Below are 16826 nucleotides of genomic sequence, written 5' to 3' on the forward strand. Positions count from 1 at the left end.
CCTCCGAAATCTGCCATTACATTAATCCTTTAACAGCATTCTTGATATAACGAGACGCTGTATCTCGTTTGTTCCCTCGTAAATTTGTGTAATTTTCGCGTCACGTAAATACCGTTCGACAGGATAGTCTTTCGTGTAACCGTATCCGCCAAACACTTGAACAGCATCGACCGTTACTTCCATCGCGATGTCGCCTGCAAAAAGCTTAGACATAGCGGATTCTTTTCCGTAGTTTAGCCCGGCTCCTTCGCGCCATGCAGCTTGATACGTGAGCAGCCTTGCGGCTTCAATTTTTGTTGCCATATCAGCAAGCTTGAAGCCCACCGCCTGCTGCTCTCCGATTGGTTTTCCGAACTGCTTTCGTTCTTTTGCATAAGCAACAGCCGCATCAAGCGCACCTTGGGCAATCCCGACGGCTTGAGCAGCGATCCCGTTGCGTCCCCCATCAAGTGTCATCATTGCTACTTTGAAGCCTTGGCCTTCTTCGCCAAGGACATTTTCGGCTGGTACTTTCACATTTTCAAAAATAATTTCCAACGTCGGTGATGAACGGATTCCCAATTTATTCTCCTTCTTGCCCATCGAAAAGCCTTCCATGCCTTTTTCTACGATAAAGGCTGTAATGCCCCGCGATTTTTTGTCTTTATCGGTTTGGGCAAAAACGATGTAAACCTCCGCTTCACCGCCATTGGTAATGAAAATTTTTGAGCCGTTTAAAATGTAGCTATCCCCGTCTTTCACTGCTGACGTACGCATATTGCTTGAATCACTTCCAGATCCCGGTTCTGTTAAAGCGTAGGCGCCAAGCTTCTTTCCTTCAGAGAGCGGTTTTAAATATTTTTGCTTCTGTTCCTCCGTGCCAAATTTCCAAATTGGCCAGCAGCAGAGTGACGTGTGGGCTGAAAGTGTTACACCGGCAGAAGCATCGACGCGAGAAAGCTCTTCAACAGCAATAACATAGGCTAGAAAGTCCATGCCCGCTCCTCCGTACTTTTCTTCCCAAGGAATGCCTGCAAGCCCCAGCTCCGCTAATTTCGTAAACATTCGTTCACGATCAAAGCTTTGGTTTTCATCCCGTTCGGCTGCAGATGGCGCTAAGTCATTTTCAGCGTAATTACGTACCATTTTTCGCAGCATTTCATGTTCTTCAGACAATAAAAAATTCATCGTTATCTCCCCTTTTTTCGTTTTCATTGAACTTCAATCATAATCGCGTCGCCTTGGCCTCCTCCACTGCAAATGGCAGCGATGCCAATCCCTCCGCCACGGCGTCTTAGTTCGTATGCGAGCGTTAAAATAATTCTTGCCCCACTTGCCCCGATTGGATGGCCAAGCGCAACAGCTCCCCCATTCACATTCACTTTCTCAGGATCAAGCATCGCGATTTTTCCTGCTGTTAATGCGACTGCCGCAAACGCCTCATTTATTTCAAAAAGATCGATCTCTTCTTTTCTTTTGCCTGTTTTCTGAAGTATTTTCTCGATCACCAAGCCTGGCGTTTTTGGGAAAAATTCAGCTTCAATTGACAGCTGCGCCGAAGCAATAATATTGGCCAATACCGTCTTTTTCTCTTTCTTTGCTTGGGATTCCGACATGACAACAAGCGCACTCGCCCCGTCGTTCACTCCTGGAGCATTACCGGCAGTAATGGTACCGTCTTTTGAAAAAGCCGAAGGCAGATTTGCAAGTTTTTCAAGCGAGGTATCTTCCCTTGGCCCTTCATCATCATGGACGGCGATCGGTTCACCCTTTTTCTGGCGAACTTCTACAGGAACAATTTCTTCCCTCAGTTTTTCTCTTGCAGCAACTGCCTTTTGATGGCTTTCAAGCGCCCATTTATCCTGCTCCGCTCTTGTAATGCCGTACTCCTCCGCGACAGAATTTCCGTAAGTTCCCATATGAACGCTGTTAAATGAGCATGTCAGCCCGTCATGAATCATTAAATCTTTAAGTGCGGTATCACCCATCCTGAGTCCCCAGCGGGCTTTCGGAAGGAAGTACGGCGCATTGCTCATTGACTCCATTCCACCGGCAACAATAATATTGGCATCGCCTGCCCGAATGATTTGGTCTGCGAGCGTTACACTTCGCATGCCAGATGCGCATACTTTGTTGATCGTTTCAGTGGCTACTTCCCACGGGAGCCCTGCATGGCGAGACGCTTGGCGGGAAGGAATTTGTCCCTGCCCTCCTTGAAGAACCGAGCCAAAGATAACTTCATCAACATCCCCGCCTTCGACATTCGACCGTTTGAGCGCTTCTTTTATTGCAATGCCGCCAAGCTCAGCTGCACTGTACCCGCTTAGCAAGCCGCCAAACTTTCCAAAAGGTGTCCGTGCCCCATTTACGATTACACTTTTTTCCATTGGAATCCCCTTTCACAATTTTTTAAAAAATCATGCCACAAATAAAGCGAGCGTTTTCAATAACTGATTGAGCAGTCGCTCAGGTTTCTTTTTTAAAGATAGAGTTCCCTATTTTTTTGAGAACTCTATCTTTAAATTCATATATTAGTTTCAGTTTACTACTTGTTCTTCAGTTTTGACAATAGATTTTTCAAGAATTTCTGCAATGTCAAGTGTTTGGACAGAGTCCTCCACTTCTTTTGCTTTCGTACCGTCGCTAAGCATTGTCAGGCAGTATGGGCAAGCACTGGAAATAACAGTTGGATTTACGGCGAGTGCTTGTTCTGTACGTGCAACGTTAATACGGAAACCTGTATCTTCTTCCGTCCACATTAACCCGCCGCCTGCACCACAGCACATACCGGTCTCACGGTTTCGTTCAATTTCTACGACTTTGACGCCAGGAATCGCTTTCAGTACTTCTCTTGGCGGCTCATACACTTCATTATAGCGGCCAAGATAGCATGAATCATGGTACGTAATGGTTTCATTTACCTCATGAACTGGCTTAATTAATCCCTCTTTCACCCACTTGGCAAGCAATTCCGTATGATGGTATACTTCAACATCTTCTAGGCCAAATTCTGGATACTCATTTTTCAATGTATTGTATGCATGCGGGTCACACGTCACAATTTTCTTAATGTCGTGTTTTTGGAACGTTTCAATATTCTTTTGGGCAAGTTCTTGGAATAAGAATTCATTTCCAATTCTCCGGGGCGTATCCCCTGAGTTCTTTTCTTTGTTTCCGAGAATCGCAAACTTAATGCCTGCTTCATTCATAATTTTAGCAAATGAAAGAGCGACTTTTTGGCTTCGGTTATCATAAGAACCCATTGATCCAACCCAGAAGAGGTATTCGAATTCTTCGCCGGCTTTTTCCATTTCCTTTACAGTAGGAACATGAACATCATCGCGCAGGTCGCGCCAGTTTTCACGCTCTTTGCGGCTAATTCCCCATGGGTTGCCTTGGCGTTCGATATTCATGACCGCACGCTGCATTTCTTGGTCCATCTTTCCTTCTGTAAGGACAAGGTAGCGGCGCATGTCGATAATTTTGTCAACATGTTCATTCATCACTGGGCATTGGTCTTCACAATTTCGGCAAGTTGTACAAGCCCAAATTTCTTCTTCTGTAATGACGTTGCCAATCAGATCATTTTCAACAATGGCTTGAGCAAGCATTTGACCTTCGCTTGCAGCAGCTGCTTCATTATGAGCAGCACGTGCTTGGTAGGCAATTTGGTTACCATGTGTGTTCGAGAATGCAAAAGCCGGAACCCACGGCGTTCTTGAAGTGACTGCCGCGCCTTTTTCCGTTAAATGGTCGCGAAGCTTCAAAATTAAATCCATTGGAGACAGCATTTTGCCTGTTCCTGTTGCTGGACACATGTTCGTACAGCGCCCGCACTCCACGCATGCGTACAAGTCCACAAGCTGCTTCTGGTTAAAATCTTCAATTTTGTTCACACCGAATACTTCTTGCGTTTCATCTTCAAAGTCAATCGATGCAAGCTTTCCAACCGGCTGTGTACGCCCAAGCCATACGTTTGCAGGCCCCGCAATTAAGTGAGCATGTTTTCCTTGTGGAACGTACACTAAGAAAGAAAGCAAGGCAAGCAAATGAAGCCACCAGGCGATATAAAATACAGTGGCAGCAGCAGTAGGGCTAATTCCTTGAAATGCAAATGCAATGGCTGAAGCAATTGGGCTTGCCCATGACAATTCGCTTCCGTGCCAAATAATTTCCATACCGTTTGACAGAAGAACGGTCACCATCAATGTTCCGATAAAATAATAAACAAGGCCAGCGAAAATTGTGCGTTTTAGACGCGGAATCCGCTCAATGTACCGGCGATAGAAACCCCATACAACGGCAACCAAAATCATAAGGGTTACGATTTCCTGGAAGAATGTAAATGCCGGGTAAAGCGGTCCAAGCGGCAGATGGCTTCCAGGATTCAACCCTTTCCAAATGACATCGATGGCACCAAATTGAACGAGAATAAAGCCATAGAAAAACATGACGTGGATCGCTCCACTCTTTTTGTCTTTCAAAAGCTTCTTCTGCCCAAAAACATAGACCATGATGTTTTGGATTCTTTCGTTTGTCGTTAAGCGGAACTCTGGTTTTTTACCAAGTTTAATAAATTCCACTCTAGATTTAACCACGTAGGCAAACAGATAAACTGCGTATGCAATAATCGCAATCGTTGCAATCAAGTTTACCACGAGAAGTGTATTCATAACCATATCCCCCTTTTATTAGCTTTATTTAACCAAAATTCTAGTAAATTTGCAAACTATGCTTTCATGCTATTTCTTAATCAAACGTTTGAGCAAAAAAAAGCCGCCGTGGAGGATTATTGCTTGCCCCACGGTTTCGGTAAGATTACATGCGCTCAGGCGCTGAGACGCCAAGCAGGGATAGCGCGTTATGAAGTGTAATTTGAACGGCTTTCATAAGTTGGTATCTTGCTTTGCTTTTTTCAGGATGCGCTTGATCAATCACCCGTTCGACATTGTAGAAACTGTGCAGGGCAGAAGCAAGTTCGAAAGCGTAATTTGTCATTCGTTGCGTAGCTAACTTTTCGGCAGCTTCGATAACCGCTTGAGGAAACTCACCAAGCTTTTTCAAAAGCTCTTTTTCTTTTTCGGATGTTAGGCTGGATAGATCATGCTTTTCTTTATAATCATAACCAAGCGCTTCCCCTTGGCGTAAAATGCTGCACACTCTGGCATGGGCATATTGGACATAATAGACGGGATTTTCATTTGATTTCGAGACAGCCAAGTCCATATCGAAATCAAGATGGGAGTCGGAGCTCCTCATCGCAAAAAACCAACGCATCGCGTCGATTCCAACTTCCTCCATCAGTTCGCGCAATGTCACAGCTTTTCCTGTTCGTTTGCTCATTTTTACTTTTTCGCCGTTTTTCATTAAATTTACCATTTGGATAATTTGCACTTTAAATCGGCTTGAATCGTAGCCAAGCGCCTCAACTGCAGCCCGCATGCGTGGAATATAGCCGTGGTGATCTGCGCCCCATACGTTAATAAGCGTGTCAAAACCACGTTTGAACTTGTCCTCATGATAAGCAATATCAGGGGTCAAATACGTATACGAACCATCTTGTTTGATTAAAACGCGGTCTTTATCATCACCGTATTTGGTTGATTGAAACCAAACCGCACCATCCTTTTCGTAAATTTCACCGCGTGCTTTTAGCTTTTCAATCACTTCATCAATTTTTCCGGAAGTGTAAAGAGACGTTTCCGAAAACCATTGATCAAATTCCACCCGATAATCTTCCAAATCTTTTTTAAGCTTATCAATTTCCTTTTCAAGGCCGTATTGTTTAAAAAATGCATAGCGTTCTTTTTCATCCATCGAAACGTAGCGATCGCCTTCTGCTTCAGCAAGCGCCTTTCCGAACTGGATGATGTCTTCTCCAAAATAACCGTCTTCCGGCATCTCTTTTTCCAATCCTAGCGCTTGAAAGTACCGGGCTTCAACAGACAATGCCAGGTTGTGGATTTGGTTGCCTGCATCGTTAATATAGTACTCACGGGCCACGTCATAGCCTGCTTTGTCTAAAATGCGGCAAAGCGAGTCGCCGTAGGCGGCGCCCCGGGCATGTCCAAGATGGAGGCTTCCTGTCGGATTCGCTGAGACGAATTCGACTTGAACCTTGCTTCCTTTTCCGAATTCAGATTCCCCGTATCGGTCACCTGCCTCAACAATCGCAGGAACGACGGCAGTTAAGTATTGGTTATCGAGAAAAAAGTTAATAAAACCTGGTCCCGCAATATCAATTTTCGTAATGGAAGCTTTCTGTTTATCGATATTTGCTGCGATTGCCTCAGCGATCGCTCTCGGCGGCTTTTTTGCTACTCTTGCAAGCTGCATTGCAATATTTGACGCATAATCGCCATGAGCTTTTTCTTTCGGGGTTTCAAGGACGATTGTTGGAACCTCTTCCCGCTTGGCAAGGCCTGCCTTTTCAATTGACTGATATAGCTCTTCTTTTAATTGATCCTTTACGGTTTCGACTATATTCACTTCCGAACACCCTCCATATGTATCTTTACTGTAAAAAAACCAGTGTGATTTTCCTGCATCCATAGATCGTAAGCAAGGAGAAGCGAACCCACTTCCCTTTTCCTATCCCACTCAAACTGAATATCTTTCGTCAACGCCTTCGTCGCAAGCGAACCAAAAGGTGTGTGATACGAACCATTTGTCTCGCAAGCGATGATAAATGGTTGGCGCATAGCGACCGACCCATTTCGGATGATCGTAACGGCGTTTTGGTTTATTTTTACAATATTGCTGATTTCGCCGTTCTCGGCAGCTTCCTTGTAAGAGCAAACCGTCGTGCCATCCTTTGTGTAGACCGTTCCATCGACAATGTTGCGTGAGCGTTCAATGGCCGAGTCGATCTCGATCGTTGTTTCAATTGTCAGGCTAGCTTGCGTCTGGCTAAATGGTTTTGCCATAAGATGCACATCCCTTTCACAAGCGCTCATCTTTAACTTTTTCATTATACCGATTACTGTGTGTTCAATCAATGAATGAGGGGGATATAGCCTAAACGATGAATGGCTTTTGCCATTTGAAAATAACCGGCTTCATTTGGGTGAACCCCCTTCAGCCATTCATGTTCATGCCCTTTGAAAAGAGAATATGCGTCCGCTATTTTTGAGTTTGGAAGTGTTGAAAAACAAGATTCAACATGGGCATTGAACATTCTCACCCACCTGTCCACGATTTCATATTCAGGAAAGGGATTATACAGGTTGATCGTTCTTATGATGTAAGGCTGTTTCGCCTCTTTTTTTATATTGTAAATACATTCAACCAACTCATGGCAGTTCGCTTGGCTCTCTATTAAATCATGTTCGATTGCTTTTTCATTCCCTGTCTTAAAAAAATCAAAAGCTGCATGGATTAAATCATTTCCGCCTGCAGTCATTGTAATGATCTCCGCTCTCTCCACTGCTTTACGTATTGGAAAATGATTCAAACGTTCAACGACCTCTTTTATTGTTGCGCCCGAATGGGCAAAATTTGACCACACGATTGGGGCGCACAACGCTTTTTCCGAAAATCTAACATACCAGTCGACAAAGTTTGGTTGAAACAAAATGGTGCCGATGCCTACAGTAAGAGAATCTCCTAAGGCCGCATAATGAAGTGTACGATGACAAGCATTCATTTTGAATCATCTAGCCATTCCATGCCAGGTTTCGTATTTGGTTCAATTTTAAGAGTTTTCCCATGCCAAATTTTACTCGATCCTCTCATTTTTTCAATGCCTCCTTGTTACTAACGTATTCGCCATAACTCTGGAAGGGGCGGCGGGCGGCTACTACGATGACCTATTTTTCTCGATCTGCTTGCGCCTGATTCAGCCCCTTTTTGAACACGCACTTCATATGAAATGTTTAGAATCATAGAAAATTTTCCATACTGGATGATAACTGATTTTTTTGACATTGATGGGGTGAATAGATGAACATAGGGATTCGTCGATTAAAAAATCCTTTTGCTAGATTTATTATCCGGTTTGCACTGCTTATTGCGATGGCCATGTTTGCAATGCTCGTCCTTTTGTACGGCTATGCGAAAGTAATGGGGCCTCCTCCTTTGAAAGTACCGGTAAATAGCACTTTTTATGGAAAAAATAATGTTGTCATCGGAAAAAGCAGCCAGACGGGGATAAGAAGAGAGTGGGTACCGCTTGAAGAAATCTCACCCGAATTAATCGAAGCTACGGTTGCGGTTGAAGATAAACGATTCTACGATCATTTTGGTTTTGATATGAAAAGAATTTTCGGTTCGGCCTTGGCGAACTTGAAAGCGGGAGCGAAGGTGGAAGGTGCAAGCACGATCACGATGCAGTATGCCAGGAATCTTTTTTTAAGCCATGAAAAGACTTGGAAACGAAAAATAACGGAAACGCTGTATGCGATAAGGCTGGAACTCAATTATTCGAAAGACGAAATTCTTGAAGGCTACTTGAATACGATTTACTACGGCCATGGGGCATACGGGGTTGAGGAAGCGGCGCATTACTATTTCCAGAAATCAGCTAAATCGCTGACGCTATCAGAAGCAAGCTTGCTTGCGGGCATCCCGAAAGGGCCGAGCCACTATTCTCCAGAACATTCTCTTGAAAAGGCGAAGCACAGGCAGGAAACCGTGCTTGAAGCAATGTCCCAGGGTGGATACATTACGGAGGGAGAACGAGAACGCGCCAAGACAGAAGAAATTAAACTTAATCGTGAACATGAAAAGGATAAGGAAGCGGCGCCTTATTTCCTTGATGCTGTTGAAGAAGCGCTTCTAAATGACGTAAATTTAAGCCCTGCAACCGTGGAAGCCGGAGGCTTGCATGTTTATACAACGCTTGATCCGGAAATGCAAGAGAAGGCCGAAAAATGGGTTGAAAATACGATGGAAGATAACCAAGAACTGCAAACAGCTTTCATCGCTATTGAACCCGAAACAGGAGCTGTCAAAGCCCTCGTCGGCGGAAGGGACTATACAAAAAGCAAATTCAATCGCGCCCTTCAAGCAAAACGGGCACCAGGCAGCACATTTAAACCATTGTTATACTATGCGGCGCTCGAGTATGGATTCACCCCTTCCACACCACTATTGAGCGAAAAAACTACGTTCCGGTTTAATGATGGAAAAGATACGTATACACCAGCAAATTTTGAGAATCAATACGCAAATGACTTTATTACACTTGCACAGGCCATCGCCCTTTCCGATAACACCTATGCGGTCAAAACACATATGCTGATTGGCCAAGACAAACTTGTCGATACAGCGAAAAAGATGGGCATTACAAGCGAGCTTTCAAAGGTGCCTTCCCTCGCCCTTGGAACTGAACCGGTCACTGTCTTTGATATGGCAAGTGCTTACGCTCTTCTTGCCAACAACGGCAAACAGGCAGAAGCCCATTTCATCGAAAAAGTGACGGATGCAAACGGAAATATCATTTACGAAAGAAAAGCGAAACCGAAGCAAGTGCTTGATGAAGATTTATCCTTTGTGACAACTGCTTTGCTGACAGGCATGTTTGATCCAAGCCTTAACGGACATACGAGTGTAACCGGATCTTCTATCCAACATCTGTTAACGAGGCCGATGGCGGGCAAATCCGGCACAACTTCAACTGACAGTTGGATGATTGGCTATACACCACAGCTTGTTGCCGCAGTTTGGGTTGGTTACGACAAAGAAAAGAAACTGCACAACATTAATGATACAGGGTATGCTAAAAAAATTTGGGTGAATTTTATGGAAGATGCGTTGAAAGCAGAGCCAGTGGCAAACTTTAAACCTACTGAAAATGTGATCGGCGTTCGCATTGATCCAAAAACGGGCAAACGAGCAACAGACAGCTGCCCAACTTCGCGGTATGCTTTTTATGTAAAAGGTTCCGAGCCGAATGAGTATTGCACTGAACATGAAACTCATACAAAAGAACAGCCACTGCCGAAAGAAGAACAGAAGAAAAAATGGTGGGAAAAACTTTTCAAACGTTCGGATTAATCCGGCCTCCGGACTCTGGCCTCTGACATCTGGATAAAACACCGGCGCCCGCAGCATTCACTGCGGGCGCCGGTTTGTCCTAGTAACATGTGTAGATTTTTACATTCGGAAGACGGATCCGAATTTTTTCAGCTCGCTTACACATGTAACATTTATTTTAAATGTTCGTTTACAGAACGACAAGATCCTTTGTTTATTATTCATAAAAGATTCACACTCATGTCATTTTTTCATTTGTTACACAGTTAGGCCATCCTTTAATTCCTTGCTTGAACGCTGCCACATCTCTGAATCAAAGTCTTCCAAAAAGTTTTTCAAAATCGTTTTTGATTTATCATCCATATGTTCTACAATGATCTGGCCTTTTCTTGATTTATCCATTTTGTTCACATGATCGGGAAAGTTTTTATATCCGCGTTTTAATTCTTTGTTTACCGTCATTTCGCACGCAGTAACCCCTGCATAATATGGGCCTTCTTCCTTTCGTTCAACAGTAACCCATACGAGCCAATAAGGTTTTGCATCCGGTACGGCGTCTTTATCAGGCAAAAATTTAACTCGCTTTTCAACACGGCTTCTCGCATGCATGGCACCGACATCGATAAATGCTTCACCTGCTTCAATGTCAACAAAAACAGGGGTCATATTGTTCAATGTAAACGTTCCAACGCCAAAACCGCCGTGGCCGTCTGTTGAATCGCCGCTGACAATATTGAATTGTGAATTATCGTTGCTAAAAATATCTTTCATCACGAATCCCTCCAGCATTGTTTAATTTTAATATTAGCATGTTAAAAAAATTCTTTCACGTTCACGGTTCTCCTTGCATTTGCCTCTAGAAACGAATACTATATTTAAGGCATCTCACTACCGTTCGATTTTTGGGAGGACGACCATGTTTAACTTACGAGAACACAATACGACAGCAAAAACAGAAATTTTAGCAGGGTTGACAACCTTTTTGACGATGGTTTATATCGTTGTCGTCAATCCGATCATTTTATCATCCGCAGGGGTTCCATTTAACACTGTTTTTTTGGCGACGATTATCGCTTCTGTCGTCGGGACGCTTTGGATGTCACTTTTTGCAAATTATCCAATTGCCGTAGCGCCTGCCATGGGATTAAATGCCTACTTCGCTTTTTCAGTCGTCGGGCAAGCAAATATTCCGTACGATGTTGCTTTCGGCGCTGTGTTTGTAGCTGGTATTTTATTTATTATATTATCTTTAACGCCCTTTCGCGAGAAATTGATTGAAGCGATACCAGCCAACTTAAAGCTTGGCATCACTTCAGGCATCGGTTTATTTATTGCTTTTATTGGTTTGCGAATGACAGGCATCATTGCGGATCATCCCGAGAATCTCGTTACACTCGGTGATTTGCATTCCCCATCGGTGATGCTAGCGCTCGCAGGCCTTGGGATTACTCTTATTTTATATGCAATGAACGTAAACGGTGCCCTATTTATCGGAATGGTTATAACGGGTATTATCGCATTTTTCACCGGCCAACTTTCTTTTTCTGAAGGGATTGTTTCCATTCCTTCCGTTCCTGATTTATTCGTTTTCGGAAATCCTTTTACAGCAGTTGTGGACGTCATTGAATACGGCTTGTATGCCGTTGTCTTTTCCTTTTTAATTGTGACTGTCTTTGATACGACTGGAACGATGATTGGAGTAGCTGAACAGGCAGGCCTTATGAAAAACGGCAAACTTCCAAAGGCACGCCAAGCATTGCTTGCTGATTCTGTTGCCACAACGGTTGGATCGATTTTTGGGACAAGCCCAACGAGCGCTTACATTGAATCGACAACCGGCGTAGCTGCCGGCGGCCGAACAGGCCTAACAACACTTGTTGTAAGTGTCTTGTTTATCGCGTCGGCTTTTTTCGGCCCGCTCGTAAGCGCGGTATCAAGTTTATCCGCAATTACGTCTCCAGCGTTAATCGTTGTAGGCGGGTTGATGGCGGGAAACTTAGGGAAAATCAATTGGGAACAATTTGATGAAGCCTTTCCTGCTTTCCTTATTATTCTTAGCATGCCGCTCACATCTAGCATTGCGACAGGGATTGCTCTCGGCTTCATTTCTTACCCGTTGATGAAACTTGCAAAAGGGAAATGGCGCGAAGTCCATCCTCTTATGTATATTTTCGCCATATTATTTTTCTATCAACTTGCATTCTTGCCGCATATATAATGTTGCAAAGGGCCATCTATTACCAAAAAGAAGGTAGTAGATGGCCCTTTTTGTTATTTTTTTGCTTGCAAGGGTATATACATATAAGAAAAACGCTGATGCGTTCTTGTTCGGAGCTCGGAGGTCAGAGGCCGGACTGGTTTAAATTTGCGAAAGAGACAAATTTATACTTTTTTATTTTTAAGAAAAACGCTGACGCGTCTTTCTTGGAGGTCAGAGGTAAACTGGCGAATTGCCAATTTATCCTTTTATAAAAGACGGAAATCAAGGTATGTACATTTTTTCTTTGGAGAAGGGGCTGGCTTGTGATGAGAATGTTGAAAAAGTTTTTTATAAAAAACCGCTTCTTATTCTATGGCATCGGATTAGGATTCATTACAAGCCTCTTTTACATCATGAACGAAAAATTAACGCACAGTTCCATCGCTTCGGTCTTTATTGCCTTGGTCGTTTCGACGCTTTCCATTCATCTCGTTTATCGCTTTCTTCTCTCAAGGGCAAAACAATTCCGTATTTACTTTATCGCGGTCGTCACCGGGCTTTCGTTTGAACTTTTCACCGTTGCCTTCGTTACGCTATTTCCAGGCAGTCCTTTGCCACCATTGAAATCATTCCTTTTTAGCTATGCCTACATCTTCGTTGCAACCGTCCTGATGTTTATCTTGCTACTTACTTGGGCGTTGCTATTGCGAAACAATATATTCCAAAAAGCCATTGAATTGATCCATTCAAGAAGGAGGAACGGGAAACAATCGGTTAATGAGCGATTTTTTTAATCGATTCGATATAGCGGAAGCCTTTCTCTACCTCATCTTCGGAATAAGCTTGTTTCCGCTTAACGACTGCAACCTTCTCTTTAATCGCTTGCTTGTCAAGTTGTCCAAAATAAAGAATCGTTGAAACGAGTTCAAGAAATCTAGAGCTTTCACCATTTAATGCTTCAACGAACGGATGGAGCAAAGGGATGTTCATATCGTAATGTAACAAAAACGTCTCCCCCTCATCCGTCAAAGAATAACAGTATTGATAATAGCCGCCCTTTTTCTCTTTCACTTCCTTCACAAGCCCAAGATTGCACAGCTCTTCTATTTTTAGCGTCAATTCCTCTGAATACGGGCCATAAAAATGAAAATCATAGCGCTCATTAAACGGGAAGTCCAACCGCTTCGCGATGTACACCATTTTTTGCAGCTTCTTTCGGCCGGCCACTTCTCCGGCATTTTTTAGCAGCATCATTAGTCGCACATGATCTTCCAACATGTCATATTCCCCCTCGTTTTAATAAGTCAACGATGAGCTGTTTTGCAGTGCTAGTTGATGACAAGTCTTCGATCAAATCCATTGGAAAATACAATTTATGGTCTGTTCGTTTCTTGCCTGAAATTGCTTCAACTACTTCTGACTCTCTCGATAGCTCGCGCCGTTCGCCGTTCGGTTTTAATAAATAAATCGGAATTCGTTCTTCCTCTTCACCTGGCCGGTAAAAATCATAGGGCAAGTCTGAAGATGAATCAAGAACAAGATAATAATCAGGATCGATTCCTTCGTTCTCAAATGCTTCATGCAATGCAAGCCATTCTTTGACATTCATTGGATTAAATTCCATATATTTAAATAGCTTTCGATTGATAAATCGATTGCAAAGATCGGACAGAATCGGATCGGGTTCCTCTTGCCATGCCTGGAAATAGTACAGCATAATGGATTCATCGAGCTTTAAATACTCCCGTAAACCGACGTTACCGTAAAAAAATGAATTGAACGCATCGGTTTTCTTTTTAAACGAATAGCCGCTTTCCGCTAAAAACTTCACACGGTGCAAAATCTTTCTTAAAATCACCTCGGCGCTTCTTGATACCGGGTGAAAATACACTTGCCAGTACATTTGATAGCGGCTCATTATATAGTCTTCAACCGCATGCATCCCGGATGACTTGATAACAACTTGTTCCTCCCACGGCCGCATGACGCGCAAAATCCGTTCAATATCAAACTGCCCGTAGCTCACGCCCGTAAAATAAGCATCCCTTAGCAAATAATCCATCCGATCCGCATCGATTTGGCTTGAGATCAGGCTAACAATCAGTTTATTTTCATACGTTTTTGCGATAATGTCAGAAATTTTTTGTGGGAAATCGCTCTTCACTTTGGAAAGAACGGCATTCACTTCCGTATCACCCAAAATAATCTGCCTCGTAAAATCTTCATGATCCAAATGAAAAACTTTTTCAAATGTATGTGAAAAAGGGCCATGCCCGACATCATGCAAGAGGGCGGCTGATAAGCTTAACAGCCTCTCTTCTTCATTCCAGCCTGGAAACCCTTCAAAATTCCCGATAATTCGCCGGACAATTTCATAGACTCCGAGAGAATGGCTGAACCGGCTATGTTCGGCACCGTGAAACGTTAAATACGTCGTTCCGAGCTGGCGGATTCTCCGCAATCTCTGAAACTCTTTCGTCCCTATTAAATCCCAAATTAAAGAATCACGCACATGGATATACCGATGCACTGGATCCTTGAATACCTTTTCTTCATGAAGTTTCGTATTATTTACCATGAGAAGCTTCCCCCATTCAGAGGTTGTCCTACTTAATCGTATTATACATCAAGATGAAAAATAAACATGCTATAATATTTCATAGCATCCTGAAAACATAATAGGAGATAAATAAACGATGAATGAAGACACGATTCTTTTTCAACCCGTATGGCGAGTCATCGAAAACTCAACCTATGCCCCTCGCGGCCACGCTTTGTCGTCTTTTACGTTTATGGATATGTTTAGTGTGTAATGACGATAAAGTCATTTGTAAATTGAACAATTATTTTGTCATTCAATTGGAAGAAATCGTTCTTACTGTCAAAAAAGGAACACTCCTACGAGTGCTCCCTTCTCAACCCTATTTACTTTAACGCGTCTGGAAATTCCATTAAATTAAGATCAAATACTACCGGGAACAAGAAATACACGAATGTAATAATCAATACGGTTGCTAGAATGGTGATCCATGTACCTTTTTTCAGCATATCCATAATCGTGACTTTTCCGGTTCCGAACACTATCGCTTGTGATGGTGTTCCAATTGGAAGCATGAACGCGAATCCTGCACCTAGTGCCGCTGCTGTCATTAATGGCAGTGGATGAACGTTAATTGCTAGGGCCAATGTTGCAGCAATCGGAACGAAAATTGTTGTAATCGCTGTATTTGGTGCAATTTGTGTTATACCAATTGTTAATATAGTAGTAATTGCTAAAATCGCAATATATGGTATTCCTTCTAACAACAATAAACGGCTTCCGATCCATTGTGATAGGTCCGTTTCGGCAAAACCAGCTGCAATGGCAAGCCCCCCACCTACTAGTAATAGCACACCCCATGGCATTTGTTTTAGTGACTCTCCGCCTAAAATTCTGCCACCATGTTTCTTGGAAGCAGGAATTAAATACAGCAGAAGGGCGCCGGTCATGGCGATCATTGTATCACTTATACCTGGAATAACATCTGTCCAGATAAAGGATCTTGTGAGCCACATGAAAGCTGTCAAACTAAATACAGCAGCCACAACCTTTTCTTCATAAGTCATCTTGCCCAAGGCTTTCTTTTCATCTAATACGAACTGGCGGCCCTGTTCCAATTTTTTAACCTTCATTGGATAAGCCACTTTTGTTAGATAAAAAGCTGTAAAGATTGCCAAAATGACAATCATTGGAAATGCAAACATAAACCATTTCGCAAAAGAGATTTCAATTCCATACATTTCCTTTACCAAACCAGCTAATATAAGATTAGGGGGTGTACCGATAAGGGTTGCGCTTCCTCCAATGATCCCCCCAAAACCAATTGCAAAAACCATTGATTTCGTAAATTTTTTGTCTTCTTCTTTTGTATAGGTACCTTCCTTTTTCATTAGCTCTACCACTTTGAAAGCAATCGCTGTCCCGATTGGAATCATCATCATAACAGTCGCAACATTAGAAATCCACATCGATAAGAATCCTGTTGCAAACATAAACCCGTAAATTAAACCAGACGTACTCGTACCTACAAAACTAATTATTGAAAGGGCAATTCGTTCATGAAGAGACCATTTTTCCAAGACGATAGCAATCGCAAATCCGCCTAAGAACAAGAATATATTTGGGTCGCCATAGCTTGCAGTAACCTCGGCTCCAGATATCGTTCCCATTAATGGCAATAAAATAATAGGCAGTAGAGACGTAAGCCCTAGCGGCATCGCTTCTAATATCCACCAAGTCGAGAGCCATAGTGTTGTCGCTAATACAGCTCTCCCTGGATCGCTTAACCCTGGTAGCGGCAGTAAATATAATGCAATGAAAAAAAGAGCTGGCCCTAGAATCAAGCCTACCAATTGACTCGTAGAATAAGATTTATTCCCTTGATCCTGATTACCCCCATCAGAATTAGCGGATTTTGCATTCTTTAAATTTTTAACAGTTGCTTGTTTCTTCGGTTGCCTAAGACTTGCAAATGTTAATAGTTCCTTCGTTCTTTTATGAGATGACCATAATGAATTACTCATAGCACGCAAGCTTTTTTCCATATATCTCTCCTCCTCGTATTGTATCGTATTGTCAAAAGTTTCTTTGTAAAAACTTGTTTTTCAGTTGATATTACGCGGTTAAACACAA

13 protein-coding genes are annotated in these 16826 nt (G+C 42.9%); 3 read left to right on the forward strand and 10 right to left on the reverse strand.

Annotated elements, in window-relative coordinates:
• Positions 1-21 precede the first annotated feature (21 nt).
• From DCC39_RS08965 to DCC39_RS08990, 6 genes are all read right to left on the reverse strand, one after another.
• Positions 22-1167 carry an acyl-CoA dehydrogenase gene (locus DCC39_RS08965; RefSeq protein ID WP_116554567.1) on the reverse strand — a complete coding sequence of 382 codons (1146 nt, stop codon included), beginning with the start codon at positions 1165-1167 and terminating at the stop codon, positions 22-24.
• Positions 1168-1190: 23 nt separating this feature from the next.
• Entirely contained in the window at positions 1191-2366 is a 1176-nt protein-coding gene (locus DCC39_RS08970; RefSeq protein WP_116554551.1) for an acetyl-CoA C-acetyltransferase, read from the reverse strand.
• A gap of 150 nt (positions 2367-2516) precedes the next feature.
• Positions 2517-4652 carry a heterodisulfide reductase-related iron-sulfur binding cluster gene (locus DCC39_RS08975; protein ID WP_116554552.1) on the reverse strand — a complete coding sequence of 712 codons (2136 nt, stop codon included), beginning with the start codon at positions 4650-4652 and terminating at the stop codon, positions 2517-2519.
• 145 nt (positions 4653-4797) lie between these two features.
• Positions 4798-6468: an arginine--tRNA ligase gene (argS, locus tag DCC39_RS08980; protein ID WP_116554553.1), complete on the reverse strand. Its 1671-nt coding sequence runs from the start codon at positions 6466-6468 to the stop codon at positions 4798-4800.
• Entirely contained in the window at positions 6465-6905 is a 441-nt protein-coding gene (locus tag DCC39_RS08985; protein ID WP_165820815.1) for a DUF1934 domain-containing protein, read from the reverse strand. The genes argS and DCC39_RS08985 overlap by 4 nt, the downstream gene beginning before the upstream one ends.
• 68 nt (positions 6906-6973) lie before the next feature.
• Positions 6974-7624: a GDSL-type esterase/lipase family protein gene (locus DCC39_RS08990; RefSeq protein WP_116554555.1), complete on the reverse strand. Its 651-nt coding sequence runs from the start codon at positions 7622-7624 to the stop codon at positions 6974-6976.
• Positions 7625-7920: 296 nt separating this feature from the next.
• Between DCC39_RS08990 and DCC39_RS08995 the strand changes: the two genes are divergently transcribed.
• Complete coding sequence (locus DCC39_RS08995; protein ID WP_116554556.1) at positions 7921-9975, forward strand: transglycosylase domain-containing protein; 2055 nt, start codon at positions 7921-7923, stop codon at positions 9973-9975.
• A gap of 237 nt (positions 9976-10212) precedes the next feature.
• On the opposite strand, the gene DCC39_RS09000 is transcribed toward DCC39_RS08995, so the two are convergent.
• Positions 10213-10725 (reverse strand): YwhD family protein, encoded by a 513-nt coding sequence (locus tag DCC39_RS09000; RefSeq protein WP_240613584.1) that lies wholly within the window; start codon positions 10723-10725, stop codon positions 10213-10215.
• Positions 10726-10870: 145 nt separating this feature from the next.
• Between DCC39_RS09000 and DCC39_RS09005 the strand changes: the two genes are divergently transcribed.
• Together DCC39_RS09005 and DCC39_RS09010 are read left to right on the forward strand one after the other, a co-directional pair.
• Positions 10871-12172, forward strand: a complete 1302-nt coding sequence (locus DCC39_RS09005) for an NCS2 family permease (RefSeq protein ID WP_116554558.1) — start codon at positions 10871-10873, stop codon at positions 12170-12172.
• 305 nt (positions 12173-12477) lie between these two features.
• Positions 12478-12948: a hypothetical protein gene (locus tag DCC39_RS09010; protein ID WP_133243477.1), complete on the forward strand. Its 471-nt coding sequence runs from the start codon at positions 12478-12480 to the stop codon at positions 12946-12948.
• Here DCC39_RS09010 and DCC39_RS09015 read toward each other — a convergent pair.
• From DCC39_RS09015 to DCC39_RS09025, 3 genes are all read right to left on the reverse strand, one after another.
• Positions 12929-13432 (reverse strand): YwgA family protein, encoded by a 504-nt coding sequence (locus DCC39_RS09015; protein WP_116554560.1) that lies wholly within the window; start codon positions 13430-13432, stop codon positions 12929-12931. The genes DCC39_RS09010 and DCC39_RS09015 overlap by 20 nt on opposite strands.
• Before the next feature lies 1 nt (position 13433).
• On the reverse strand, positions 13434-14732 hold the full coding sequence (locus DCC39_RS09020) for an HD domain-containing protein (RefSeq protein WP_116554561.1): 1299 nt from the start codon (positions 14730-14732) through the stop codon (positions 13434-13436).
• A 347-nt stretch (positions 14733-15079) separates the two neighbouring features.
• Positions 15080-16738: an SLC13 family permease gene (locus tag DCC39_RS09025; protein WP_116554562.1), complete on the reverse strand. Its 1659-nt coding sequence runs from the start codon at positions 16736-16738 to the stop codon at positions 15080-15082.
• Positions 16739-16826 lie beyond the last annotated feature (88 nt).

The organism is Pueribacillus theae (assembly GCF_003097615.1).
Lineage (GTDB): Bacteria > Bacillota > Bacilli > Bacillales > UBA6769 > Pueribacillus > Pueribacillus theae.

Excerpts from the sequence above, each read along its gene's own strand:
- DCC39_RS08995 (WP_116554556.1), top strand. The coding sequence starts at position 7,921 with ATGAACATAGGGATTCGTCGATTAAAAAATCCTTTTGCTAGATTTATT.
- DCC39_RS08970 (WP_116554551.1), bottom strand. The coding sequence starts at position 2,366 with ATGGAAAAAAGTGTAATCGTAAATGGGGCACGGACACCTTTTGGAAAG.
- DCC39_RS09025 (WP_116554562.1), bottom strand. The coding sequence starts at position 16,738 with ATGGAAAAAAGCTTGCGTGCTATGAGTAATTCATTATGGTCATCTCAT.
- DCC39_RS09005 (WP_116554558.1), top strand. The coding sequence starts at position 10,871 with ATGTTTAACTTACGAGAACACAATACGACAGCAAAAACAGAAATTTTA.
- DCC39_RS08985 (WP_165820815.1), bottom strand. The coding sequence starts at position 6,905 with ATGGCAAAACCATTTAGCCAGACGCAAGCTAGCCTGACAATTGAAACA.
- DCC39_RS08975 (WP_116554552.1), bottom strand. The coding sequence starts at position 4,652 with ATGAATACACTTCTCGTGGTAAACTTGATTGCAACGATTGCGATTATT.
- DCC39_RS09015 (WP_116554560.1), bottom strand. The coding sequence starts at position 13,432 with ATGTTGGAAGATCATGTGCGACTAATGATGCTGCTAAAAAATGCCGGA.
- DCC39_RS08965 (WP_116554567.1), bottom strand. The coding sequence starts at position 1,167 with ATGAATTTTTTATTGTCTGAAGAACATGAAATGCTGCGAAAAATGGTA.
- DCC39_RS09000 (WP_240613584.1), bottom strand. The coding sequence starts at position 10,725 with ATGAAAGATATTTTTAGCAACGATAATTCACAATTCAATATTGTCAGC.
- DCC39_RS09020 (WP_116554561.1), bottom strand. The coding sequence starts at position 14,732 with ATGGTAAATAATACGAAACTTCATGAAGAAAAGGTATTCAAGGATCCA.
- DCC39_RS08990 (WP_116554555.1), bottom strand. The coding sequence starts at position 7,624 with ATGAATGCTTGTCATCGTACACTTCATTATGCGGCCTTAGGAGATTCT.